Origin of the sequence: Novosphingobium sp. Gsoil 351, from assembly GCF_009707465.1 — a bacterium.
Classification (GTDB): Bacteria; Pseudomonadota; Alphaproteobacteria; order Sphingomonadales; family Sphingomonadaceae; genus Novosphingobium.
Window position 1 is genome coordinate 2,857,359 of sequence record NZ_CP046120.1, and the last position, 22,556, is coordinate 2,879,914.

A 22,556-nucleotide genomic window follows, 5' to 3' on the forward strand; every position below is an offset into this window, starting at 1 on the left:
AGAACCCGTCCTCGTCATACCGCACGATGTCGCCGGTATCGTACCAGCCATCATTGAGCCGTTCAGCGTTAACCTCGGGAAGATTAAGATAGCCCCGCATTACCGCGGGAGTTCGGGTGAGCAGCTTGCCCTGGCTCGGCGTGCCGTCCACCAGCCGCCATTCGACCCCCGGGTAAGGGTAACCCAGCGCAAGGGGCGGACGCTCCAGGCCATCGGGGTGCGGTCCGAACATCGCGGGGCCGGATTCGGTCGTGCCGTAGCTGTTGCGTACGGCGGCATTGGGGAAGATCGAGCGCACCCGGTCGATCAGCGCCTGGGTCAATGGGGCCGAGCCGATGGTCACCGCCTCCACCGACCTCAAATCCAGCTCGTCCACCAGGTCGGTCTGGCGAGCCATCATCGCGAACATCGTGGGAATGCCGCTCAACAAGGTGAGGCGTTCGGCGGCCACCAGCTCGAGGAACGCGCGCGGATCAAACGCCGGCATCGAGAACGTGCGCCACCCGAGCGCCAGGGCGACGGTCGTGAAGAACAGGCCGTTCATGTGATAAGCCGGGGCGACGATAACGGTCGACTGGGGGTCGGTGCCGGTGGCCTCAACGAACAGGTTGAGCGCCCACAACTGGCCGGCGTGATCGAGTGGCACTCCTTTGGGCCGCCCGGTCGAGCCGGAGGTGTAGAGGATCTCGCACAGTTCGCCTGGCGCGGCGCGGACGGGGTCGAGCGGCTCGCCGCTCGAGAGTTCGGCGAACTCCGCACCCCCGAAGTCGATCGCCTGTACCGACGCGGGAAGCAACTCAGCGAACGGTGCGTCGATCAGCGCGGCCTCCGACTGGCTGTCCTCCAGAATGTAGCCGATCGTGTCCGCCGGTAGGCGGTGGCTGACCGGCACCGCGACCAGTCCGGCCCGCATGAGCGCGAGATACGACAGGATCAAGGGCGTGCCATTGCGGGCGAGGATGGCGACCCGCGTGCCACGGGAGAATTGCTGAGCGAAGCCGCCCGCCAGGCGCGCGGCGGCGGTGTCCAGCTCGGGCATCGTGAGCGATCGGCCCGTGGCGGTGTCGATGTAGGCGCCGTCCGCCTGCGGCGCGCGCGCGATGATGTCGCCGAGGTTTCCGGTTGGAAAGCGTGTGCTCATGGACGGATCAGCACTTTGCCGACCACTTCACGATTCTCGAGCATGCGTTCGGCCTCAGCCGTCTCCTCCAGCGGTAGGATCTTGTCGATCACCGGATCGAGCCTGCTTTCGGCGATGAGGTCGAGGAGCGCGACCAGATCGGCCCTGCTCCATCCGTTGGAGCCGATCATGCGGTGCTCGAAGGTCCACAGGAACCGCATGTCGATACCCACGTCGTATCCCGCGGTCGCGCCGCAGGTCAGCAGCCGGCCGCCCAGGGTGAGGCAGCGCTGCGATTCCTTCATCGTGTCACCGCCGGTGAAGTTCACGAGGACATCGACCCCGCCACCCCCGTAGACGGCCGGCTTGCCGTACTGGCGTTTGACCCACTCGAGTATGCTCTCGGACGCGTAGTTAATCCCATGATCGGCGCCGAGGGCCTTCAACCGCGCAAGCTTTGCCTCGCTGCTGGCGCATGCAATCACCTCGCACCCGGCCATCTTGGCAAGCTGGACACAGGCCGCGCCCACGCCGCCGCTGGCCCCCATCACCAGCACCTTCTCGGCGGCCTGAATCCGGCCCTGGGTGATCATCATCCGGTGCGCCGTGCCGTAGGCGAGCGGCAGGGAGGCCGCTTGCTCAAGCGTGACGTTGTAGGGCACGCGGATCAGGTGGCCGGTGCCGACGGCTATCCGTTCAGCCCGCCCGCCGTCCGCTGTCTCCCCCAACATGCCGGGCTTGCCGTCGTGCGAGATCGGATCGATCAGCACGCGGTCGCCGACCGCCCAGCCCTCGCCTCCGGCGCCAACCACGCTGATCGTTCCGGCAATGTCCGAGCCGACCACCACCGGCAGCGGGATCTTGATTCCGGGCATACCGCGCCGGGTGAAGATGTCGTGGAAGTTGACCGCGCACGCGGCCACTGAGACCACCACCTGGCCCTCTCCCGCGACCGGCTCCGCCCAGTCGTCTACCAGCCTAATCTGGTCACGATCCCCATGGGCCTGAGTAATAGCTGCGCGCATTTCTATCCTTTCGGCCTCAGGCCGCGCTCACTTCGACGCACCGTCCGGTGGCCACGAGCTTGCCGTCCGATTCCACTTCGACATCTACCAGGGCGAGTGTACGCCCCCTGCGAATGACCCGCGCCTTCGCCACCAGGAGTGTGCCCCCCGCTGGCCGCAGGTAATCGACCCGGATGCTGGAGGTCGGGACGCCGCGGCCCAGCATGGCCGCGCAGGCGAACGTGGCCGCGCTGTCGATCAGTGTGGCGATGGCCCCGCCGTGCGCCTGGCCGGCGCCTTCGTAGCGCGACGAGTTGCCGCCTGCGGGGCAGGTCATCGTCAGCGTGCCCGCCGCCCGATCGACTTCGGTGATCTCGAACCCGAGCCAGCGATGGATCGGCGTAGTGCCCAGGGTGGAGCGTAAGCCTTCCAGACTGGTAAAGTCGCCGTCGCTCATGTCCTCGCCCATTACTGCCGCTCGTCGACGGTCATTCTGCCGCATCAAACCTCTTCCGCAATCACGGCGCTCCGGGTGCATCCGATTGCGCAAGAGTTACTTCGCATCGCATCTGTTTGGGCAAGCGGCAGGCGGATGATATGCAGATCGCCATGACATCGGCGATGCAGTTACCCCACTCGACCATGGACGGCTCGATTGCCGATCTGATGGCGTATATCGATAAGAAGTATCCGGATGGGGGCAAGGCGGACCGCTATTCGGCGCTCATCCCGGTGACACGCGGAGAGGGAACGGGTCATTGGACCCTGTACAAACTTTCGCCGCACTTGCTGATCCTCATCGCCAACATCGAATACCATTCGGACAAGCGCATCCTCGTGCCGAGCGACACCATGGCCAAGGTGCGGGTGCTGTTGGCTGGTGGTTTGCGCTCCTCCAACGGCACCGTCGAGCTCGATGGAACTGGGGCATTCGTCGAATCCTATCCGGGATCGAACGGGTCCAGTTACGTCGTGCGCGGCGGTGATCGTACGCGTCTAGTAATTCTCAATTGCGACCGCGCGTTCTTCGAGGAGGAGCTCGGACTGCCCGAGGGGTACCTGCCTTATCCGATCAGCTACTTGTTCGATCGGCAGGCCGAGGATCCTAAGGGCAGCGTGGTCGCTCTCGGGCCTGACGTGTTGCGCGCGGCGAACGAGATCATGCGGGCAGAGACCCGCTTCGAGCAGCCCGTGATCTTCCCCTACCTGGCGGCCAAGGCCAAGGAATTGGCCTGCGCCATGATCGCCGAGCTCAACGCCGCGCGCGAGCGGCCGGTGACGAACTTGCGCTCATCGGTTCGCGACGTTTCGCGGATCAACGAGGCGCGCGATATCATCCTCGATCAGTTCCAGCGCCCCCCGACCATCCCCCAGCTCGCGCGCAGCGTTGGGGTCAACCAGACCAAACTCAAGGCGCTGTTCAAGAACACGTTCGGCCTCACGATCCACGAGTTCACGCAGAAGTGCCGCATGGACCGCGCGGCAGAGCTTCTGACCACGACCGACGTCGGCATCGCCGAGATCGCCTACGCCGTCGGCTACGATCACGCGGCCAGCTTTACGCATGCGTTCAAGGGTCATTTTGGCCATGCGCCCAGCCAGGTGCGCCGCGCGAACATGAAGGCCGACGGCTCGCCAAGGGCGCCAGAAGCCTCCTCTGTCAGCACGGCCTGAGCGCTATCGCTTTCAGAAGTTATAGTTGCGCGCAAAGACGCAACCCGTTCGCCCATCTATTCTGCGCCGTCGAGGTCTGTCAGCCTTTCGTCCAATGAAAAAATTGGATGAGAGGAACCCGCCCATGCGCCACGCGACAGCACTTGTTGCCACCTCGGCTATGGTCCCGCTTTGCCTGCTAAGCACTCCTGCCCTGGCGCAAGACGGCACGGCCGCTGCGGCTACGGAAGATGGTGCCAATGGCGAGATCGTCGTCACCGCGACGAAGCGCGAGGAATCGATCCTCGACGTTCCGATCGCGGTCTCGGTGGTGGGCGCCGAGGAGCTCGAGCTCAAGAACTCCAGCGGGTTTGCGGACTACCTGCCGAGCATCCCTGGCGTTCAGTTCAATCCAGGCGGCGGCATCTTCCAAAACAACATCGCCATGCGCGGCGTCAGCGATGGAACCGTCAGCTTCCTGACCCAGCAAACGACCGCCCTGTATCTCGACGATACCGCGCTGACCTTGTCGCAGGGCGCGATCAACCTCGATTACTCCGTGTTCGCGGTCGACCAGATCAACGTTATCAAGGGGCCGAACAGCACGCTCTACGGCGCTGCCGCTTTGGGCGGGACCGTCAAGGTGATCACCCGGGCGCCGTCGCTCACCGAAACGCGCGGTTCGGTCAAGGCGACGGTCTCTCAGATCAGGAGGGGCGATCTCGGTTACAGCGCAGCGGCGTCCATCTCGACACCATTGTCCCAGGGCAAGGCGGCGGTCGAAGTGACGGGGTATTACAATCGTCGCGGCGGGTATCTCGACGACGTTACCGTTGGAGGCCTGGGGACGGCCGAGGAAAACGCTAACGGCACTGAAACCTATGGTGCCCGCCTGGCCCTACGGTTCGCTCCGAGCGATGCCATGACTGTCGATCTCAAAGGCTACTATCAGAAGTACACTGCGGACGGGTTCGATTTGTACAATCCCACCGGGGTTGGCGATCTGAAGGGTGGGCCGAAACTCATCGATGAATTTCAAATCGACGAGTTCGCCTTGGGCACCCTGTCGATCAATTATGATCTCGGATTCGCCGACCTGGTCAGCGTGAGTTCCTATTACGATCGCACGGCCGAAACCCAGCAGGACCTGAGCTTCTCGTTCTTGAATTTCTTTCCAGGCCAGCCCCAGGGGACGTTCATCGTCGCCCCGGCCGAAGTATTCTCGCAAGAGGTGCGCCTGGTATCCAGCGGCGATTCGCCGCTGAAGTGGCTGCTTGGCGGTTATTACAGCAAGGAAAACTACAGTGAGACAGGGGGTTTAACCGCCGGCCCACCCGGACTGTTCGATAGCGACTCGAAATATAAGTACACGACCTACGCAGCGTTCGCCGAACTGGGCTACGATATTACGCCCGAGCTGAATTTCACTGTCGGCGGGCGTTATACGAGTTACAAGACGCGCGCCGACCTGGATAGCAGCATCTTCTTCATTCCCGGAGTCCTCGTCCGCGAGGATAAGGAGAATGACTTCAGCCCGCGGATCGCGCTCAATTATAACTACGGCAATGGTTCCCTCTATGCCCAGGCGAGCCGCGGCTTCCGCCTCGGTCAGATAAATATTCCGATCCCCACTCTGCCGGGCGAATCCTACCCGCCGTTCTTCGGCGCCGACAGCCTGTGGAACTACGAGGTCGGCGCGAAGACCCGGTGGCTGGACGACGCGCTGTCGGCCAATCTGGCGATCTATCAGATCGACTGGAAAGACATCCAGGTGACCCGCACCGGCGGGCTCGGCTTCACCTTCATCGACAACGCAGGCAAGGCCCGCATCCGTGGGTTCGAGCTGGAAACGGTTGCGAGGCTGTCGCCGACGACAACGTGGACCGGCAACGTGGGGCACATCGACGCGCAGATCGTCGAGCCAGTTCCGGGTGTAGCGCTTCTTGGTGCGCAGCTGCCGGGGTCGCCGCGCTGGACCGTCAGCACCAGCATGCAGCAAGACTTCGACCTTGGTGGCAACGACGCCTACGTCCGCGGTGATCTACTCTACTATGGTGAATACGACGACGCCTTTGCCCTCGTCGGCCGCCCGGCCGAGAACGGCGATTACGTCAAGATCGATCTGCGCGCCGGGGTTACCCTTGGAAAGGTGGACGTAGGCGTCTTCGCGACAAACCTGACGGACACGCGCCCGATCATCACTCGAAACGGCTTCTTGCCAGGTTACGTTTCCACGATTCAGCCGCGCACCATCGGCGCGAGCCTCGGCTTCACCTTCTAAGGGGGCGCCGGTCTGCGGGCGCTCGTCCTCGGCGCCCGCGGACCGAGTGCCGGCACGTCACGATGAAAGCCCTCACCTCCCCCGCCGGCGCGCTGATACGGATCGACGGACGCGAAATCCTCAGCTTTGCTGGGTGCAGCTACCTAGGGCTGGGCGGCCGCCCCGAACTGCTCCAGGCCGGCGGCGCAGCGCTGCTCGAGCAAGGGGCGACGGCGCAAATCGCGCGCCATTACGGCGTCCAGTCGCCGGCCAACATCGACGCCGAGGCCGAGGCCCGGCGGTTCTTCGGCACCACCGGCGCGATGTATTTCGGCGCCGGTTACATGTTTGCCCTCATCGCCCTCGCCGGGCTTGCAGCTGATTACGACGTCGCGCTGCTCGACGAGACCGCTCACTTCTGTTTGTTCGACGGCGCGAAGGCGGCCGGGAAAGAAATCCGCACGTTCCGTCACTGCGATCCGCAATCGCTCGCGCAGGCTTGCGACGCGCTGGCGGCTGAGGGGCGCCGCTTCCTCGTCGCGACCGACGGGATGTTCCCCACCTTCGGGCGGGTCGCTCTGCTGGCCGAATACGCGCAAATACTCGCGCCCCATAATGCTTGGCTGGTGGTCGATGAGTCCCACAGCTTCGGCGCGGTCGGCGCCACGGGACGCGGTTCGGCCGAACTATACGGCGTTCTCAACACGAAGATCGTGATCGGAGGATCGCTGAGCAAGGGCTATGGTGCCTTTGGCGGGATCGCCGTTGGCGAGGCTGAGACCATCGAGCGGTTGTGGAAATCGCCGGTCGCGCGTGGCGCGGCCGCCGGCATGTCGTCCGGCGCGGCAATGACCGCCGAAGCCCTGCGCTATCTGCGGGCGCACCCCGAAGTGCTCGACCGCCGCGATGCCAACCGGCAACGGCTTCACGACACCTTGCAAGCCATGGGTGTCGCGTTCGAGTCCACGCCTAGTCCTGTCGTGGCATTTGCGCATGGAAGCGCGGATCGTATGCGCTGCGCGCAGCAGGCGCTGCTCGAGGACGGCATCTACATCCTCTACTCGAACTACGTCGGCGCGGGTGCGGACGGTGTCCTCCGCATCGCCGCCTTCGCCGACCACGAGCCCGAGCATTTCGCGCGGCTGGCCGAAGGGCTCGAACGCCATCTCCTCTCCCACACCTAGCAGGATGCCTGATCCCATGACCGCCAAGACGACCCGTTCGCTCGACCACTTTGTGATCAGCGTGGGCGACATCGAGATCGCCTCCGAGATGTATCGCCGACTCGGCTTCCGCGTGATGCCGACTATGGAGCACATGCACATCGGGACCTCGAACTCGATCGTCCAGTTTCACGACACCTATCTCGAGCTGATCGGCGAGTTCGAACTCGCCAATAGCGAACTGCTGTCGAAGGGCATGGAGCCATGGACCTCGCAGGGCGACGTCTTCTGGCAGACCTCGTTCACCTCGAGCCGGCTCGACGACGAGATCGAGCGGTGGGCCGCGGCTGGCCTCAAGATGGAGGCGATCACCAGCGCCGCGCGGCGGGTGCGCCTGCCCAACCGCGGCTACATCAACACCGCCAGCCGCTCTTCGTACATTTGGAACCCCCAGGACAAGCTCGCCTCGCTGTTCATCTCAGACCACCCGGTGCCCGAAGCGATCTGGATCCCCGAGTACCAGTGCCATCCCAACAGCTGCATCCGCGTCGCGGGTTTCCGTTACCTGATGGCAGACCCCGCCAAGCACGTGGATTACTTCTCGAAAGTCACCGGCGGGGAGCCGGCCAAGCGCTCCAATGAAGGCGTACGGTTCGAGACGCCGCGCGGGGAGTTTGTCGAGCTGCTGACACCCAGCGCGCTCCACGCGCGGTACCCCGAGGCGCCCCAGCTGTCGCCCGGCACCGAAACGCGCGGCGCGGTCTTTACGATCGTAGTGGAGTCGCTCGAGCGGTGCCGCTGGGCCTTGCGCGACGGGGGCGTTCCGCATCGCATAACCGATGGCGCTATCGTCACCGGCGCGGCCTACGGCTGCGGCGTCGCCTACGAATTCGTCGAAGGGAAATAGGCGATGGCCGTCACACTTGAAGTCTCGCCGTCGGAGGCGCTGTTCACGACGCGGATAAGGATCTTCGTCTCGGGTCTCGAGGCGGGCCAAAAGGTGGTGCTTGCCTCGTCCCTAGTGGACGATGCCGGCCTCCGCTGGTCGGCCCAGGGGCACTATCGCGCCGATGCTTCTGGGCGGATCGACGTTGCCGAGGCGCCGAGCACGGCGGGTTCCTACAGCGGTATCGACGAAGCCGGATTGTTCTGGTCGATGGCCCCCGAAGGGATCGAGGACCTCGCCAAGTTTCAGCTGGAGGCGACCGACAAGCCGCACAAGCACGGTCAGCCCCTGCAGGACCCGCTGGCGCCCCGCGTGGTCCAAATCTCGGTCTTGAGCGGAAGCGACACGATCGCCGAAGCGACCGTAGCCCTGGTCCGGCTGGCCGAGGGCATCGAGACGATCGAGGTGCGCGACGGCAACTTGCGCGGCATGGCGTTCCGTTGGCGGGACCGCACCCGGACGCGCGGGGCCATCATGAGCCTGACCGGCTCGGGCGGCGGGATCGAACTGAACTACGCGCCGCTGCTCGCCTCGCTCGGCTACGACGTGTTCAGCCTGGCCTATTTCGCTTACGAGGATTTGCCCCCGGCGATCATCAACATCCCGCTCGAATACTTCGCCGAAGGGTTCGAGTGGATGAAGCGCAATTTCGCTTGCGACAAAATCGCCATCCAGGGCGCCTCGCGCGGGGGCGAACTGTCGACGCTGCTGGCGGCGACCTTCCCGGATTACGTGAAGGGGGCGATGCCGATCGTGCCGATGTATGCCTGCAGCCCGGGTTGGAACCCCAGCGAGGGCGTCGAGGGGCCGAGCTGGACATATCGCGGCGAGGAAATCCCATACCCGCCCTCGATGCCGGGCAACACCAGCGAGGAGATGATCGAGATCGGCCAGCGCGAGCCCAACGGATACGAGCTGACACCGTGGTACCGCGCGCTGATGGAGCAGCCCGAGGCGCGCGCCAACTGCACCATTCCAATCGAGAACGCGGGCGGGCCGATCCTGCTGGTGTCCGGGGTGGAGGACGCGATGTGGCCGAGCGACTGGGGCGCCGACATGATTGTCGACCGCTTGCGCGCGAAAGGGTTCCAGCACCCTTATCGCCACCTGGCATTGCGCGAGACCGGGCACCTGACCCCGCTGCCCAACCAGATCACCACGTTCGACAGGGCGATCGTCCACTCGCTGGCCCCGATGCGGCTCGCGTGCGGCGGCAATCCCCAAGGCTCGGCGAAGCGCAGCCGCCTGTTCTGGGATGCGCTGGTCGACCACTACCGCGCCGTGTTCGGCCATTGAGCGGCGCGATGAGCACACCCGCCTATCGGAAGCGCTCGATCGGGAGTCACGCCCTCCAGCCCTCCACGCTGATGATGGGATACGGTTACGATCCGGCGTTGTCGGAAGGGGCAATCAAGCCCCCGCTGTTCCAAACCTCGACCTTTCTCTTTTCCTCGGCCGAAGAGGGCAAGGCGTTCTTCGAGATCGCCTATGGCCTGCGCGAGAAGCGCGAAGGCGAAGAGCTGGGGCTGATTTACAGCCGCATCAACAATCCCAATCTCGAGGTGCTGGAGGACCGCCTGGCGGTGCTCGACCGCGCTGAGGCTTCGGCAAGTTTCGCCTCGGGCATGGCGGCGATCTCGACCGCGCTTTGGGCGTTCAATCGGCCGGGCGATGTCATCCTTTATTCGGAGCCCGTCTATGGCGGGACCGAGTATCTGCTGAAGCACATCCTGCCCCAGTTCGGCATCCGCACCGTGGGGTTCGCTGCCGAAGGCGGGTGCGAGGCAATGCACGCCGTCGCGCGCGAAGCCGCTGCGCTGGGGCCGGTCACCAGCATCTACATCGAAACCCCCGCCAACCCGACGGGCGGGCTGGTCGACATTGCCGAAGCGCGCAAGCTGTCGGAGTCGCTCGCGAAGGGTGACAAGCGGCCGCCGGTTCTGGTCGACAACACTATGCTCGGGCCGCTGTGCCAGTTTCCGCTCGACCTCGGCGCCGACCTCAGCATCATGTCGCTGACCAAGTATGTCGGCGGGCATTCGGACGTGATCGGCGGCTCGGTCTCGGCCAGCGGCGAATGGCTCGCGCCGGTCAAGGTCATGCGCACGATCCTGGGCACCATGCCGGATCCGCACACCTGTTGGCTGATCATGCGGTCGCTCGAAACGCTTCACCTGCGGATGCGCGAGTGTGTCAGCAACGCTCGCCGCGTGGCTGCCTTCCTCGCCGAGCACCCGATGGTCGCCAGCGTGTGGTATTTGGAGCATCTGCCGGCGGACCATCCCGACCGCGCCGTGTACGAGAAGCAGTGCCTGTCCGCGGGGTCTACTTTCGCGTTCGAAGTCGTCGGCGGCGAAGCGGAGGCCTTCCGCGTGCTGAACGCGCTCCAGCACATCAAGCTGGCCGTCTCGCTGGGCGGGACGGAGACGCTGGCCAGCCACCCGAGTTCGATGACCCACTCGGATTTCGCGTCAGAGGACAAACGCCGGCTCAGTATCTCGGACGCACTTATTCGTGTCGCGGTTGGGGTCGAGGACGCCGACGACCTCATCGCCGATCTGGCGCAAGCGCTGGCCGGGTTGTCGAGCCTTTGAAGGAGTGAACGCAATGCGACGCAAGGTAGCCGCCTGCTTCTGCCCCGCGCATGTCGCCGCGATGTGGCCCGGCGGCTTCGCGGCCGGAGCGCCGGCGGGCGAGCTCGGCGCGGCGCCTTCGTTCTCCGACAGCACGCCCAAGGAGCGCAGCCGGTTCTGCACCGCCGATCGCTCGGCCACCGAGGGGCTCTACGAGATGCTGTGCCCTGGGCAGGCTCTGGTTTTCCGCGGCTGCGACGCACTGACCATGCATGGACCGGCGCTCGAGCAACGCCGCGACGTGGTCGTGCGGGATGGCGTGATCGAGGCCGTACGGCCCACCGGGCTGCCGCTCCCCTCCGACGCCGTGGTCGTCGCGGCCGAGGGCAAAGTGCTCATCCCCGGTCTTTCCGATATTCACGCCCACCCGTTTCTCGCGACCTGGGCCAAGGCCTACGCCCCGATGCTGGCGGGGACCGAGGACGGCAGCGAATTTCTGGTTCCTTACGACCTGCAGATGTTCCAGCTGCTCGCGGCCGGCATCACCCGGATCGAAGTCCTGGCCGGCTGCCCTGACGCGCTGTGGCTGCGTGACACGGTGCGTGATGGGAGCATGGTGGGTCCGCGCATGCGGGTGGGCAGTCCGCTGATCGATGGCGCCCCGGCCATGCACTCGGTGCTGGTCAGCTACCTCGTGGGCGATCACGCGGGCGGAGAGAGCGCGCTCGACGTGATCGCCGAGCAGGGCTTCGACTTCGCCAAGACCTACAGCCGGCTTCCCGCCGAAGGCTTCGAAGGGGTGATGCGCGGCTGCGAGAAGCATGGCATCGAGGTCATGGGCCACATCCCCGCCGCGGTGGACGTCGAAGCGGCGCTCGCGCGCGGCCAGCACGGCGTCGCCCATGCGTCCGAACTGTTTTACAACCTCGAAGAACCGGACCGCACCGATCTTGTCCGGACCGAGCGGATCGCTCGTCAGATGGCAGACGCCGGTACCTGGCTGCAGGCGACGCTGATCGTCACCGAGCGGACCGGTTGGACCAGCGGCGAGCGCCCGCTCAACGCGCCCGACATCGCCTGGATGCACCCCCTGCATCGCACGCTGTGGCGCGAGGACGGCGCCTTCGTCGCGATGATCCGCCAGCGTGAAGACCTGCGGCAAATGTTCCACCAGTCCTTCGATCTGTCGGCTCGGGCCACGGCGCTGGTCCACCAGGCCGGGGGCCGCGTTCTGACCGGGACCGACTATCCCAACCCCTATGTCGTCGAGGGACTCTCTCTCCATGAGGAACTTGAACATCTCGTCGGCCAGAGCGGGTTGACGCCCTACGAGGCGATCTTCGCCAGCACCCGACGCGCAGCGGAGTACCACCGGGACGGGCCCGCCGACGGAACGATCCGAGAGGGGGCGATCGCCGACCTGGTGCTGCTCGATGCTGACCCGCTCGAAGACATCGCCAACACCCGCGCCATCGATACGGTGCTGTGTGGATCAGCGATCGTTCGGAAAGACAGCATCCATGAGGGGATGGCCCGCATCCGCCGCCGCTTCGAGGCGATGCCGGTGCCACGCGTCGATCTCAGCAATGGCTCCGACTACGCCCCCGATCGATGAGGACCGCGATGAATCATTATCACCACGCCGCCTGCACCAATCCCCGCCTCTGCTGCCCTCAGCACGCTATGCTGGCCTTCGGCGCGCGCATGGCCATCGGCGAAACCCAGCCGGCCCCGGAGGGACCGCAGCCGAGCTTCCGTGAAGGGCCCGATCCAAACCTGTCCTCCTTCGCGGCCGGCGACGACCGCAACACCCGCGATCTGTTCGAGGTGGCGGAGAAAGAGCGACCGGTGGTCGTGACCGGCGGCACGGTTCTGCCCATGACCAGCGCGGAGACCCTGCCGGGTCATGACGTTCTCATTCGCGATGGGCGGATCGAGGGGGTTCAGGCAACTGGGGGCGCGCTCCCCGACGGGGCGCTGAGCATCAATGCGAGCGGGCGCTTCGTTATCCCCGGCCTCACCAACATACACCAGCACCCGCCGCTGCGGCACATCGTTGGCGTTTACGCCAACATGCTCGGAGAAGGGGTCTCGGGCGAGGAGGTGACCCTGCCGTACGACCTGATGATGTTCCAGTATCTGGCCGCTGGGATTACACGCATCCAGGTCATGGCGGGCTCGCCGGAGGACCTAGCCAACCGTGAAAACGTGCGCAGTGGTCGCTACCGCGGACCACATATGCGCGTAGGCTCGCCGGTGATCGATAGCCCAGAAGCAATATGGGCGAGCGCCATCACTTGGTACGTCAACGACGCTGACGGCGGCCGCAGGGCGGCGCGTGCGATCTTCGAACAGGGGTACGACTTCGCCAAACCCTACACCATGCTCGGGCGCGACGGTTATTTCGGGCTGGTGGAGGAGTGCAGGGCGCTGGGCATCGAGATCATGGGGCATATCCCTCAGTCGGTTAGGCCGGAAGAGGCGTTCGAGGCGGGCCAGACGGGTGTGGCGCACTGCTTCGAGTACTTTCTGCACGGGCGCGGTGCGGATCGGTTTGATCCGGATACGATTGCCAAGCGGGTGAAGCTGAGCGTCAACAACGGCGTCACCTTGCAGACCACGCTCGAGATTGCCCGCGTTTACGAATACGACTGTGGGTTCATCCCGGCGAGCGAGATGCGCTTCGAGGACACGCTTGATCCCGTGATCCGCTGGTTAATGCGCGAGGATTCGCCGTTCTTGCAGGGCTGGCGCGCAAACCCGGTGCTGATGGCGGGCGGTGAGAACGTGCTCGATTACTCCACCCGTATTTGCCAGGCGCTCTATGCCGAGGGCGTTCGCTTGCTGCCCGGGACTGACATGTCGGCAAGCTCCATTACTGGCGAGATGAGCTCGCATCACGAGATCCGGAGCATGGTTGAACGAATCGGTATGAGCCCCTTCGAGGCTTTGCGCGCGGCGACGGTGCAATCGGCTGAATACCAGGGCGAGGGTCGTGTCGCGGGCACGATCGAGCGCGGCAAGCGAGCTGACCTGGTGATCCTAGACGCCAACCCGCTCGAAGCTATCGGCAACACGACGGCGATTGACACCGTGGTGATGGGCGACGCAATCCTCCGCAGGGGCGCCCGCGAGCGCGGATTGGCCCGGCTCAAGGCGCGGTACGACGCGATGCCCGTCCCCGCCTAGTCAGGCTTCCGGAATGGGCAGTTCGTTCGTTGACTTAATCTCGGACAGCGCGACGGTCGAGTTGATCTCCTGGATGCCAGGAAGCTTGCTGAGCTGATCAAAGAAGAACCGTTCGTAGGCTTGGATGTCCTTGGCGACGATGCGCAGCATGAAGTCGGTGGTCCCCATCAGCACGTACGCATCGAGCACCTCGGGAAAGCCGCGGATCGCCTTGCTGAACTCGTCGAGGTTGGCGCGGCCGTGCGCGTTCAGCTTCACTTGAGCGAAGATATGGGCCGTGAGGCCCACCGCCTTGCGGTCGATGACGGCCACGCGGCCGCGGATCACCCCCGAGCGCTCGAGCCGGTCGATACGCCGCCAGCATGGCGAGACCGACAGGCCAACCCGATCCGCGATCTGCGCGGTCGTCTGGCTGGCGTCACGCTGCAGTTCGCGAACGATCTTCCGCTCATATGGATCGAGTGAGGTCATATTTTCCTGTTAATATCGAAAGTCGGAAATAGACAACCGTTCTTTTCAATCCCGATGCCAAATGAGACCAATTCTGCCCCCACGAGAATGGGTATCTTTCGCGTCACAACAGGAGGAACCGATGCAATTTGATGATGCGGGTGCCACTGTGGAACTGGTGGTGCTGCGCGAGCCGGAGGCGCAGCTCGAAGGGGTCATCGCGATCCACTCGACCGCGCTCGGCCCGGCCGCCGGGGGATGCCGCTTCACTACGTACCCGGATTTCTCGCGGTGCGTAGAAGACGCGCACCGCCTCGCCCGCGGCATGACTTTCAAGAACGCCATGGCCGGCCTGCCCCTGGGCGGCGGAAAGGCCGTAATCCGGCGCCCTGAGGGGCCGTTCGACCGCGCGGCACTGTTTGAGGCGTTCGGCCATGCCGTCGGACGGCTCAAGGGCCGCTACCTGACTGCCGAGGATGTCGGGACCACCGTGGCAGACATGGAAGCCGTAGCGCGCTCCACCCGGCATGTCGCCGGCCTGCCGCGCGCTTCGGGCCATCCCGGTGGCGATCCATCCCCTTGGACTGCCCGTGGGGTGTTCGTCTCGATGCAGCATGCAGCGTCACGCGTGCTGGGCAAGCCGCTATCCGAGGTCAGCGTCGCCATTCAGGGGGTCGGCAACGTCGGTGAGGCCCTGGCGCGCCAATTGCATGACGCCGGCGCTCGGCTGGTGATCGCTGATGTCGATTCCGAGCGGGTGGCCAAAGTCGCTGCCTCGACGGGCGCGTTCGTCGCTTCGACGGCTGATGTGCTCAAGGCCGATGTAGATGTGATTGCTCCATGCGCGCTCGGCGGGGCGATCGATCATCGGCTACTGGGGAGCGTGCGGGCACGCATAATTTGCGGCGGAGCCAACAACCAACTGGCCGAGCGAGGCTTGGGCCCAAGGCTGGCAGCGGCTGGGATCACTTACTGTCCAGACTACATCGCCAACGCCGGCGGCATCATCAGCGTCGCCGGAGAGCACTTGGGATGGAGCGCCGCCGACGTTGCCCAGAGGGTCGAGAACACCGCAGACCGACTGGCCGGCGTCCTGGATGTCGCGGTATCTCTCGGCCTGTCGCCCGCTGATGCAGCCGATCGGCTGGCGATTGAGAAGCTGAAGAAGGTTGGACGCCGGCCCATTGCCGCCTAATGCGATGGGCAGCTTCGTTCTATCGATCACGGGCCCCGCGTCCCTGCAGATGGTCCTGCGCGTCCTCGACATGGTGGCGCTGTTCGGGATCGATCCTGAAGGCATCGAGCTCGAACGCGACGAGGACTGCTACATCTTGACCATCGCTGGCACAACTTCGTCATCGGAGCGGTTGTCGGCATTGACCGCCAAGCTGATGTCGATCGTCGTTGTCACCGACGTCGTCCAGCGTGGTGCGCAGCTGCAGCCTTGCGGTTAGGCCGCGTCATTCATGCGGATGCTATCACCACTCGACAACGTTGGCGGCGAGACCGCCCTGCGCCGTCAACCCAAGATCGCCTTCGATAAGGTCGGCTACGGCACCCCGGTGATGGTGCTCGTCCGGTTGGAGGCCCGAAGCAAACAGTCTTTTGTCACCTTTGAAAGCGCCGTGGCCGAGTGCCCTTCGGTGGTGAGCTGCCACCTTCTGTCGGGTGGTGAGGACTATCTGATCACTTTGCGGGCCCGCGATCTCAGTGATTTCGAACGGATCCACTGCGAAGAATTGGCTGAGCTCCCTGGTGTCACCCGGATGCAATCTCTCTTTGCGCTGCGCGAGGTCATCTCACGCGCATTCCCTCCCTCGCTACGTCATCGAGGAATTAATCAGCGCCCGTCCCTCCTGCTCTATGAAGGGATTTCGACACCGGGATACGACCACTCCCGATGTTTCCTGTCGATTCAACGATAGAAACCGGGGCTCGGTAGAGTCCGCTGTTCAGGGGTTGATCCTAAGAAGCCGTCGGTCAGCTATCGGCCCCGTTTCGGACGCTTCTAAGTTGTCAGCTATTGACGACACGGAGAGCATGCGTACCCAATCCGCTTAACATAACGCCTGTTCCCAGCGCAGCGATGCGGCCGACGGCCCTTTTTACCCTCAAGCATTCCTAGCTCGCGCTTATGATCGCTGGCTGTGTTGCGGTTTTGTGGAGCGCTCAGCGACAAGCGGCGCGTCGGAGACCCGCTGTGATACAGTCAGGCAGGCCGGTAAGGACGGGCTCCACTTAGACCCGAAGTCCCGCCCGCCATTGCTGGCTCGCTGAGTGTGCGCGTGCTTCCGACAATTGCCAATGAGAATGTACGCAAAGAAGACCCGCCGAAGCGGCGGCGGTATGCCATGGATAGTTGTGGCCAATTGCGACGAGGCAATTGCCTCCGCAGTGACTCACCTGAGGCTGTGACCGGGCGAGGAGTTGCGAGCAATATCGCCAAGCGGTCGGACTTGCTTAGGCCGAAGCAGTAGGGACGCGGCTCGTGGATGGCGTGTACGTGTCGCGGCGTGCCAAATCGACCCCGGTGTTAGGACGTTGAGCGGCTGAGCTTGGAAGTAGCTCGGCGCGCAGCTCTTCTGCCTGAAGCCTGTTTCGATACATCTTCACGAGCGATCGATGAACGTGACGAACGCTGGGGTCAGTTTCGGATGCAGCACGTCGAGACTCTTCTTCGATGCGCTTGCGGTAATATTCAATGTTGCTGATCGACATCGGAGTAACTCCCGATCGCGCGCGGAAGCGACTCGAAGCTTGGGTGGGAAGCATTCGCGACTCGCCTCCGCGTGATAAGAAACTATCGCTAAAACGTCCTTTTCTCGTCAATATCATTTGAAACTAACGGCCCTTGGAGCAGGCCATCCATCGCCACGCGGGATCGAGACCCAACGAAAGCAGCTCCAACAAGCCTCAAACCAATTTCTGCTCGACTCAGAGGGGCGACTTTTGGCAAAATGCGGTTGCGACCCAAGGGCTTGAAAGCCCGACTCAGCCACCGCCTCGGCGGTGGCTTTCTTTTGCGATTGCCCGTTCAGCAAATTGGGGACTTTCGTAACCACACGAGCAGCCGAATTTGCTGCCGTACTCGCCTTGCAGCTGCCGTGACGAACAAGCTAAAGGTGTAGCACTGTGGCGGGCCCTGCTGCGGCACTATGGTTACGCGGATCATCGGCAATGAGCCGAGGGGGCGAATGCTGCTAGACCCGTTTGGGACGAGCAGGGCGTATCGCTCGCAAGGGCGAGCTCAGCCGAGCACTCGTCTCAACCAACAGCGTTCACCCGGAATCGGTGGCGTTTGTCCAGCGATCTGGAACAAGTAATTTCCAAGGACAGCCGCTTGGTTTTTGGTCAGCATGATCGTCGTGCGGTCAATGTCGTCGGGCGTCCCTACCTGCTTTATCGTCTGGAGATTCAGGACGAGTTTCTGCCCCAATTCCTGGTGAGTCCATCCGACCAGGACACCATGGTTATCCATCGCCTTCTCCCCCCGGTGGCCCGAGCTACGTGTTGACGGCCTGTGAGCTTGTCCGCTTCACCCATGGCACCGAGGTCTGCTCCTTCACCATCAAGTCGGGGTAGGGGCGGCAGAGCATCGCGGCATCGTCGGGCGCGCCGTCTAGCCAGTCTCTCCAGTCTTGCGGACGGAGGATCACGGGCATGCGGTCGTGAACGTCGGCGACGTGGATGCACGCCTCGGTCATCACCATGCTGTAGGCCGGGCCCCACTCCGGCGTGTCGCGCCAAATGCCGGCGACGGCGAACACGTCTTGGTCGGGTAGCCGAAACCAGGTCCGGGTCTTGGCCCCCTTTTCGCCTTCCGCCTCGGCAAACTCACTGACCGGGATCAGGCACCGCCGCTCGAGAAAGCTGAAGCGCCACATAAAGCTGTCGAGCTTGTCGGCGCGCGCGTTGTTGACCGGCTTGGGCTTGGAGCCAGGTCGGGCGCCCTTGAGCTTGAGCGGGAAGCCCCAGGTCATCGAGCGCAGTGCGCGTGCTCCGTTCTCCTGGGTGACCACCATCCCGGGATAGCCGGGAAAGACTTCACCCGGGCCAGCGTTGAAGGCGGCCGGCTTGTGTGCGCGGAACGCGTCGGCGATCTCGTCGGCGCTCGCCTTGGTGGTGTAGAGGTTGCAGATGGCTAGCCTCGCGCGAAAAGGTCTCCCACAGCCGCCTTAGCCTGTGGCCCGCGCACGGTGAAGCTTCCTTCCGGAAACGACGTCAGGATGTCCTCCTTCGGCTTGGTCGCCATCAACCAGTCGTACCACTGCTCGGGGCGCACGACCGCCACATGGCGATCCTTGTAAGGCGCCAGGTCTGGATAGGCCTCCACCGTGAACACCGCGAACGACCCAGGCCAGTATTCGGTCTTGGGGCGCCATAGGCCCGCAAGGCAGAAGAACGCCTCGCTGGTGCGAAGGGACGCGCGGTAGCTGACCGCGCCATCGACCTTGAGCCCGAATTCGTTGGCGATCACCAGACAAGGGTTGCGCACCGCCCAGCGCTCCGACTGGAGCAGGCTCACCACCCGGCCGCCCGGCTCTAGCGGCTCGAACCCCCACTTGAGTTGGATCTGCTCGGAAGCGCCGTTGCGCCAGATCATGACCTTGGCCAGCTTGCCGGGCCCATCGACAGCAGGATCAAACGACATCGCCAGGCTCCCGTTTACCGGAAGCGCGACAGCGCGCGCTTCCATGCCCGCGGCTCCGGCTCGGGCAACACAATCTCGCCCGGTCCTTCGCGCACCACTTCGATCCGTTGCGGCCTGATCCGATGGCCCGCCCTTTCACTACAGCTCCGGCACCGGAAGCGCGCGAGCGCCTGGCCGAACTCATCGTTCCAGCCGCATCGATGAAACCTCCACCACAGGCCGGGAGCCCAGTAGCGCGCGCGGCGTCCGCAGCCGCAGGTGACGAGCACCGCGCGGGACTGGATCGCCGCCTCGAGGATCGTCGTTGCCTCGAGCATCCCGGAGGCCGACCAGCGCGCCACATTACACGGCCAGCCCGAGTTGCGCCGGATTGGGCGCGGCGCGATCGTCGCCAATCTCATCGATGATCACGCGGGCGAGTTCCTGCGCCGCCTGGTGCCGCATCCCTGGATCGGGAGCGGTCAGGCCGACGCGAGCCCAGCCCGGCGACTTGAGAAGAAGGGTGTCGGCGAGAATGTCAGGATCGATTCGCATGCCATGATGAGAACATAAACAGAACATCGAGGCAAGGCGTTACATAGGCAACTTTGGTGTCGAGTCCGCCCAGAAGCTGCGGGATCGCGCTAGCTAGCTGGGCCGATCGCGTCCTCGCGCTCTGTCGAACGCAGAGTGGCGTGGATGGGCTGGTTGAGCCACTCCCACCATAGCTGGCGCAGATCGTCGCGATATCGTTCCACACCCGGCTTGTTCCTGAGCCGCAAGGCCCATTCCAGTCGCAACAGCTTCACGGGAATCCTTTCGGCGATGTCGGCTCGATCGGGCGGGCCGCCTGCGCAACGCAAGTGAGACAGTTCGCCGTGGATGGCGCCAAGCGCACCAGGCGGCAGGGCGTCGCCCACCCCAACAGCGCACAACGCTTGATATATCCGCGCCTGAGCCTGCCCCTCGATCATGCCAGGTCCGTTAGCTGAACATGGTTAATGAACGGCAAATTGCCCCTCTGGGCGGACAGGAATTGCAGCTACGCGGCCGGTTGAGGAATTTCGGTTCTGGTGACCAATTCCGGGAATGCGAACATTCACAGGCATCGCAGCCATAAATCGCTGCGAGGCGTTATCCTCCTATGACCATGCACCACACGCGCTCGGGCCGCGGTAAACCCCTCCTGCTCATTCACGGTCTGGGAGGAAGCCACCGCTCTTGGGACACAATCATGACGGCTCTTGCGAAAGAGCGGGACGTGATTGCCCTTGACCTGCCCGGCCACGGGCAAACCCCTGCAGAGGCCGACAGCGGCACGTTTAACGGGTTGGCGCGCAGCGTGGAGGACTGGTTGGTGAGCGAGAATCTCGAAGCCATTGATATGGTCGGCAGCTCCATGGGTGCTCGCCTCGTGCTCGAGATGGCACGCCGCGGTCGCGCCGGTGCGGTCGTCGCCCTCGATCCGGGTGGGTTCTGGCAAGGGTGGGAACGCACGTTCTTCAAGACCACCATCACGGCGTCGCTTGCAGCGGTAAGGGCGATGCAACCAGCGCTTCCCGCCATCACCAAGAATGTCGCCGGTCGCAGCGCCCTCATGCTTCAGCTTTCTGCAAAGCCGTGGGCGCTGGATCCCTCTCTGGTTCTGAACGAACTGCGGTCGTTCGCTGGTACGTCTACCTTCAACTCGCTGGTGACGGACCTCGCTACGGGGCCGATGCAGGACGGCCCTGCGGCCACCGATGCATCGGTCGTCATCGGTTGGGGCCGCAAGGATCGACTATGTCTTCCAAGGCAAGCGAACAGAGCGATGGCCGCCTTTCCAAAGGCAAAAATGCACTGGTTCGCGGAGAGCGGTCATTTCCCGATGTGGGATCAACCAATCGATACAATCCAAGTGATCCTCGACGCCACGGGTCGGTCGGCATCCGCATGATGCTCCAGCAGGTCGTCGGATGCCTGATAGCAAAGAGCAAGCTTACCGAGGCGTCGGCATTTGGGGCGTATCCCGCCTGACCGGTCTTGCGCCCAAATTGGCGCCAAGATGCCATTCTGCGGCCCGGACTGCCGATAGCAGCACCGCAAACTCGGCGCCTAACATCAACCCGAGGCGAGGTCAGTACTCCGAGAATCCGCGCCCCGATCGGCACCAAATACTCTGACGGCAGACCGGCTCCCTAAAATCATCATTAAAAGATTTTATCTGGATTCATTATCCCCATCGGATCAAGCTGAGACTTTATCTGCAGCATTGTTTGGACCGCTGTCGCATGTTCCTCGCGAAGTAAAGTCTTGCGGCATGACCCAACTCCGTGCTCTCCACTCGCAGTGCCACCACGCCTGATCGCAACGCGGGCGATGTCGCAGCCCAGTCTATCGGCCGCTTCCCTGCTCTGCGCGTCGTGCAGAATCATTACATGAAAGTTGCCATCTCCCACATGCCCGACGATCGGGCACACGAAGCCGCTATGCGCAGCGAGCGTCTTTACTTCGGCAATGGTATCAGCAAGGTCCGAAATGGGAACGCAGGCATCTGTAGTGACCGCGTCGTATCCAGGACACAGTGACTTTGCCGCCCAATAAGCATTGTGGCGAGCGGTCCATAACCGCGAGCGATCCTCGGTGCGCAAAGCCCATTGGATATTTGCGCAATCCGAGCTGGCGAAAACGTCTCGTATCTGGTCCTGCTGATCCGCCACCGAAACGGCGCTGCCGTGTAATTCCACGAACAGGGTGGGCTTTGCTAATAGCTCCGTCAACTTCGACCAACGAATGCAGGCGCCCATTTGCACTTCGTCAAGAAACTCAAGCCGAGCGACTGGCACACCCATTTGCAGCACGGCGATCACCGCGAGGATTGCCTCCCCTGCGCTCTGAAACTGAGCGACGCCTGCGGCAATCACTTCTGGAATGCCAAAAAGCCGAAGGTGAAGCGAAGTAATGACTCCGAGCGTCCCTTCGGAGCCGACATAGAGACGGGTGAGATCATACCCCATGCTCGATTTCCGAGCGCGGCCACCGGTCTCGATGACAACGCCCTGCGGCGTGACGACGGTCAGCCCGAGTGTGACATCCTTCATCGTCCCATAGCGAACCGCATTGGTCCCGCTGGCTCGTGTGGCCGCCATCCCGCCAAGCGTGGCATTGGCGCCAGGGTCCAACGGAAAGAACAGGCCGGAATCACGCAGGTGTCCGTTGAGCGCCTCGCGAGTGACGCCAGCTTCGACGTGAACATCGAGATCGGAGGCGTTGACGGCGAGGATGCGGTCCATAAGCGACATGTCGAAGGTCACACCGCCCCTCAAGGCGTGGACGTGACCTTCGAGCGAGGTGCCGGCACCATAGGGGATGATCGCCACTCGATGCGCTGCGCATATTTGAACCCCATCGGAAACATCGCGCACGCTGGTCGGGAACAAAACCGCGTCGGGCGGTCGCGAGGCTGCAGGCCCCTCACCGGAGGCGTGCTGGTTGCAGATGGCGTGTCCGGTCCGAAGCGCCTCACCAAACCGCTCAGCAAGAGCCTCGAGACAAGCTCCCAATTCCGGCAACAAACCGTCCGCCATTG

At 63.8% G+C, this 22,556-nt stretch carries 23 protein-coding genes and 1 pseudogene; 12 read left to right on the forward strand and 12 right to left on the reverse strand.

Annotated elements, in window-relative coordinates:
• Nucleotides 1-97: 97 nt before the first annotated feature.
• The 3 genes and pseudogenes from GKE62_RS13775 to GKE62_RS13785 form a co-directional block, all read right to left on the reverse strand.
• Nucleotides 98-1,141: pseudogene (locus GKE62_RS13775) on the reverse strand (AMP-binding protein); the annotation flags it as partial.
• Nucleotides 1,138-2,145 carry a zinc-binding dehydrogenase gene (locus GKE62_RS13780; RefSeq protein WP_154692736.1) on the reverse strand — a complete coding sequence of 336 codons (1,008 nt, stop codon included), beginning with the start codon at nt 2,143-2,145 and terminating at the stop codon, nt 1,138-1,140. The pseudogene GKE62_RS13775 and the gene GKE62_RS13780, both read right to left, overlap by 4 nt.
• Nucleotides 2,146-2,161: 16 nt before the next feature.
• Nucleotides 2,162-2,626, reverse strand: coding sequence for a PaaI family thioesterase (locus tag GKE62_RS13785; RefSeq protein WP_195908393.1), 465 nt, complete (start codon nt 2,624-2,626; stop codon nt 2,162-2,164).
• 119 nt (nt 2,627-2,745) lie between these two features.
• Between GKE62_RS13785 and GKE62_RS13790 the strand changes: the two genes are divergently transcribed.
• The 8 genes from GKE62_RS13790 (at nt 2,746) to GKE62_RS13825 (ending at nt 13,908) form a co-directional block, all read left to right on the forward strand.
• Complete coding sequence (locus GKE62_RS13790; protein ID WP_195908394.1) at nt 2,746-3,798, forward strand: AraC family transcriptional regulator; 1,053 nt, start codon at nt 2,746-2,748, stop codon at nt 3,796-3,798.
• A gap of 124 nt (nt 3,799-3,922) precedes the next feature.
• Nucleotides 3,923-6,058, forward strand: coding sequence for a TonB-dependent receptor (locus GKE62_RS13795; RefSeq protein ID WP_195908395.1), 2,136 nt, complete (start codon nt 3,923-3,925; stop codon nt 6,056-6,058).
• A 62-nt stretch (nt 6,059-6,120) separates the two neighbouring features.
• Nucleotides 6,121-7,221, forward strand: coding sequence for a pyridoxal phosphate-dependent aminotransferase family protein (locus tag GKE62_RS13800; RefSeq protein ID WP_154692740.1), 1,101 nt, complete (start codon nt 6,121-6,123; stop codon nt 7,219-7,221).
• A gap of 16 nt (nt 7,222-7,237) precedes the next feature.
• The gene (locus GKE62_RS13805; protein WP_195908396.1) at nt 7,238-8,107 is read left to right on the forward strand and encodes a VOC family protein; all 870 of its coding nucleotides are present in this window, start codon (nt 7,238-7,240) and stop codon (nt 8,105-8,107) included.
• A gap of 3 nt (nt 8,108-8,110) precedes the next feature.
• Nucleotides 8,111-9,442: an acyl-CoA thioesterase/bile acid-CoA:amino acid N-acyltransferase family protein gene (locus GKE62_RS13810; protein WP_154692742.1), complete on the forward strand. Its 1,332-nt coding sequence runs from the start codon at nt 8,111-8,113 to the stop codon at nt 9,440-9,442.
• Between the two features lie 8 nt (nt 9,443-9,450).
• On the forward strand, nt 9,451-10,740 hold the full coding sequence (locus GKE62_RS13815; protein ID WP_154692743.1) for a cystathionine gamma-synthase family protein: 1,290 nt from the start codon (nt 9,451-9,453) through the stop codon (nt 10,738-10,740).
• A 13-nt stretch (nt 10,741-10,753) separates the two neighbouring features.
• Nucleotides 10,754-12,334: an amidohydrolase family protein gene (locus GKE62_RS13820; RefSeq protein WP_154692744.1), complete on the forward strand. Its 1,581-nt coding sequence runs from the start codon at nt 10,754-10,756 to the stop codon at nt 12,332-12,334.
• 8 nt (nt 12,335-12,342) lie between these two features.
• The gene (locus tag GKE62_RS13825) at nt 12,343-13,908 is read left to right on the forward strand and encodes an amidohydrolase family protein (protein WP_195908397.1); all 1,566 of its coding nucleotides are present in this window, start codon (nt 12,343-12,345) and stop codon (nt 13,906-13,908) included.
• Here the strand turns inward: GKE62_RS13825 and GKE62_RS13830 are convergent, their stop codons facing one another.
• Nucleotides 13,909-14,379, reverse strand: coding sequence for an Lrp/AsnC family transcriptional regulator (locus GKE62_RS13830; RefSeq protein ID WP_154692746.1), 471 nt, complete (start codon nt 14,377-14,379; stop codon nt 13,909-13,911).
• Nucleotides 14,380-14,500: 121 nt separating this feature from the next.
• Between GKE62_RS13830 and GKE62_RS13835 the strand changes: the two genes are divergently transcribed.
• The 3 genes from GKE62_RS13835 to GKE62_RS13845 are packed head-to-tail and all read left to right on the forward strand — an operon-like array spanning nt 14,501 to nt 16,283.
• Complete coding sequence (locus GKE62_RS13835; RefSeq protein WP_154692747.1) at nt 14,501-15,553, forward strand: Glu/Leu/Phe/Val dehydrogenase; 1,053 nt, start codon at nt 14,501-14,503, stop codon at nt 15,551-15,553.
• Between the two features lie 4 nt (nt 15,554-15,557).
• Nucleotides 15,558-15,812: a hypothetical protein gene (locus GKE62_RS13840; RefSeq protein ID WP_154692748.1), complete on the forward strand. Its 255-nt coding sequence runs from the start codon at nt 15,558-15,560 to the stop codon at nt 15,810-15,812.
• An 18-nt stretch (nt 15,813-15,830) separates the two neighbouring features.
• Entirely contained in the window at nt 15,831-16,283 is a 453-nt protein-coding gene (locus GKE62_RS13845; protein ID WP_195908398.1) for an Lrp/AsnC family transcriptional regulator, read from the forward strand.
• Nucleotides 16,284-16,818: 535 nt separating this feature from the next.
• Here the strand turns inward: GKE62_RS13845 and GKE62_RS13850 are convergent.
• The 7 genes from GKE62_RS13850 to GKE62_RS13880 form a co-directional block, all read right to left on the reverse strand.
• The gene (locus GKE62_RS13850) at nt 16,819-17,076 is read right to left on the reverse strand and encodes a hypothetical protein (protein WP_154692750.1); all 258 of its coding nucleotides are present in this window, start codon (nt 17,074-17,076) and stop codon (nt 16,819-16,821) included.
• A gap of 529 nt (nt 17,077-17,605) precedes the next feature.
• Nucleotides 17,606-17,836 carry a hypothetical protein gene (locus GKE62_RS13855; protein ID WP_154692751.1) on the reverse strand — a complete coding sequence of 77 codons (231 nt, stop codon included), beginning with the start codon at nt 17,834-17,836 and terminating at the stop codon, nt 17,606-17,608.
• Nucleotides 17,837-17,861: 25 nt separating this feature from the next.
• A complete protein-coding gene (locus tag GKE62_RS13860) occupies nt 17,862-18,497 on the reverse strand; it encodes an SOS response-associated peptidase (protein WP_154692752.1) in 636 nt (211 codons plus the stop codon).
• Nucleotides 18,498-18,499: 2 nt separating this feature from the next.
• On the reverse strand, nt 18,500-19,054 hold the full coding sequence (locus tag GKE62_RS13865; protein WP_154692753.1) for an SOS response-associated peptidase family protein: 555 nt from the start codon (nt 19,052-19,054) through the stop codon (nt 18,500-18,502).
• Nucleotides 19,024-19,326 (reverse strand): hypothetical protein, encoded by a 303-nt coding sequence (locus GKE62_RS13870; protein WP_154692754.1) that lies wholly within the window; start codon nt 19,324-19,326, stop codon nt 19,024-19,026. Before GKE62_RS13870 ends, GKE62_RS13865 begins: the two co-directional genes overlap by 31 nt.
• A gap of 25 nt (nt 19,327-19,351) precedes the next feature.
• Nucleotides 19,352-19,543, reverse strand: coding sequence for a DUF6771 family protein (locus GKE62_RS13875; RefSeq protein ID WP_154692755.1), 192 nt, complete (start codon nt 19,541-19,543; stop codon nt 19,352-19,354).
• Between the two features lie 89 nt (nt 19,544-19,632).
• Nucleotides 19,633-19,962, reverse strand: a complete 330-nt coding sequence (locus GKE62_RS13880; protein ID WP_154692756.1) for a hypothetical protein — start codon at nt 19,960-19,962, stop codon at nt 19,633-19,635.
• Nucleotides 19,963-20,132: 170 nt separating this feature from the next.
• Between GKE62_RS13880 and GKE62_RS13885 the strand changes: the two genes are divergently transcribed.
• A complete protein-coding gene (locus GKE62_RS13885) occupies nt 20,133-20,924 on the forward strand; it encodes an alpha/beta fold hydrolase (RefSeq protein WP_154692757.1) in 792 nt (263 codons plus the stop codon).
• 253 nt (nt 20,925-21,177) lie between these two features.
• Here the strand turns inward: GKE62_RS13885 and GKE62_RS13890 are convergent, their stop codons facing one another.
• On the reverse strand, nt 21,178-22,554 hold the full coding sequence (locus GKE62_RS13890; protein ID WP_154692758.1) for an FAD-binding oxidoreductase: 1,377 nt from the start codon (nt 22,552-22,554) through the stop codon (nt 21,178-21,180).
• Between the last annotated feature and the right edge of the window lie 2 nt (nt 22,555-22,556).

Bases quoted from the DNA above. Each gene is read 5' to 3' on its own strand.
- GKE62_RS13830 (WP_154692746.1), bottom strand. From the start codon at position 14,379: ATGACCTCACTCGATCCATATGAGCGGAAGATCGTTCGCGAACTGCAG.
- GKE62_RS13790 (WP_195908394.1), top strand. From the start codon at position 2,746: ATGCAGTTACCCCACTCGACCATGGACGGCTCGATTGCCGATCTGATG.
- GKE62_RS13800 (WP_154692740.1), top strand. From the start codon at position 6,121: ATGAAAGCCCTCACCTCCCCCGCCGGCGCGCTGATACGGATCGACGGA.
- GKE62_RS13815 (WP_154692743.1), top strand. From the start codon at position 9,451: ATGAGCACACCCGCCTATCGGAAGCGCTCGATCGGGAGTCACGCCCTC.
- GKE62_RS13875 (WP_154692755.1), bottom strand. From the start codon at position 19,543: ATGCGAATCGATCCTGACATTCTCGCCGACACCCTTCTTCTCAAGTCG.
- GKE62_RS13845 (WP_195908398.1), top strand. From the start codon at position 15,831: ATGCTATCACCACTCGACAACGTTGGCGGCGAGACCGCCCTGCGCCGT.
- GKE62_RS13880 (WP_154692756.1), bottom strand. From the start codon at position 19,962: ATGATCGAGGGGCAGGCTCAGGCGCGGATATATCAAGCGTTGTGCGCT.
- GKE62_RS13795 (WP_195908395.1), top strand. From the start codon at position 3,923: ATGCGCCACGCGACAGCACTTGTTGCCACCTCGGCTATGGTCCCGCTT.
- GKE62_RS13835 (WP_154692747.1), top strand. From the start codon at position 14,501: ATGCAATTTGATGATGCGGGTGCCACTGTGGAACTGGTGGTGCTGCGC.
- GKE62_RS13890 (WP_154692758.1), bottom strand. From the start codon at position 22,554: ATGGCGGACGGTTTGTTGCCGGAATTGGGAGCTTGTCTCGAGGCTCTT.
- GKE62_RS13810 (WP_154692742.1), top strand. From the start codon at position 8,111: ATGGCCGTCACACTTGAAGTCTCGCCGTCGGAGGCGCTGTTCACGACG.
- GKE62_RS13840 (WP_154692748.1), top strand. From the start codon at position 15,558: ATGGGCAGCTTCGTTCTATCGATCACGGGCCCCGCGTCCCTGCAGATG.
- GKE62_RS13885 (WP_154692757.1), top strand. From the start codon at position 20,133: ATGACCATGCACCACACGCGCTCGGGCCGCGGTAAACCCCTCCTGCTC.
- GKE62_RS13785 (WP_195908393.1), bottom strand. From the start codon at position 2,626: ATGCGGCAGAATGACCGTCGACGAGCGGCAGTAATGGGCGAGGACATG.
- GKE62_RS13780 (WP_154692736.1), bottom strand. From the start codon at position 2,145: ATGCGCGCAGCTATTACTCAGGCCCATGGGGATCGTGACCAGATTAGG.
- GKE62_RS13855 (WP_154692751.1), bottom strand. From the start codon at position 17,836: ATGGATAACCATGGTGTCCTGGTCGGATGGACTCACCAGGAATTGGGG.
- GKE62_RS13870 (WP_154692754.1), bottom strand. From the start codon at position 19,326: ATGCTCGAGGCAACGACGATCCTCGAGGCGGCGATCCAGTCCCGCGCG.
- GKE62_RS13820 (WP_154692744.1), top strand. From the start codon at position 10,754: ATGCGACGCAAGGTAGCCGCCTGCTTCTGCCCCGCGCATGTCGCCGCG.
- GKE62_RS13865 (WP_154692753.1), bottom strand. From the start codon at position 19,054: ATGGAAGCGCGCGCTGTCGCGCTTCCGGTAAACGGGAGCCTGGCGATG.
- GKE62_RS13850 (WP_154692750.1), bottom strand. From the start codon at position 17,076: ATGTCGATCAGCAACATTGAATATTACCGCAAGCGCATCGAAGAAGAG.
- GKE62_RS13805 (WP_195908396.1), top strand. From the start codon at position 7,238: ATGACCGCCAAGACGACCCGTTCGCTCGACCACTTTGTGATCAGCGTG.
- GKE62_RS13825 (WP_195908397.1), top strand. From the start codon at position 12,343: ATGAATCATTATCACCACGCCGCCTGCACCAATCCCCGCCTCTGCTGC.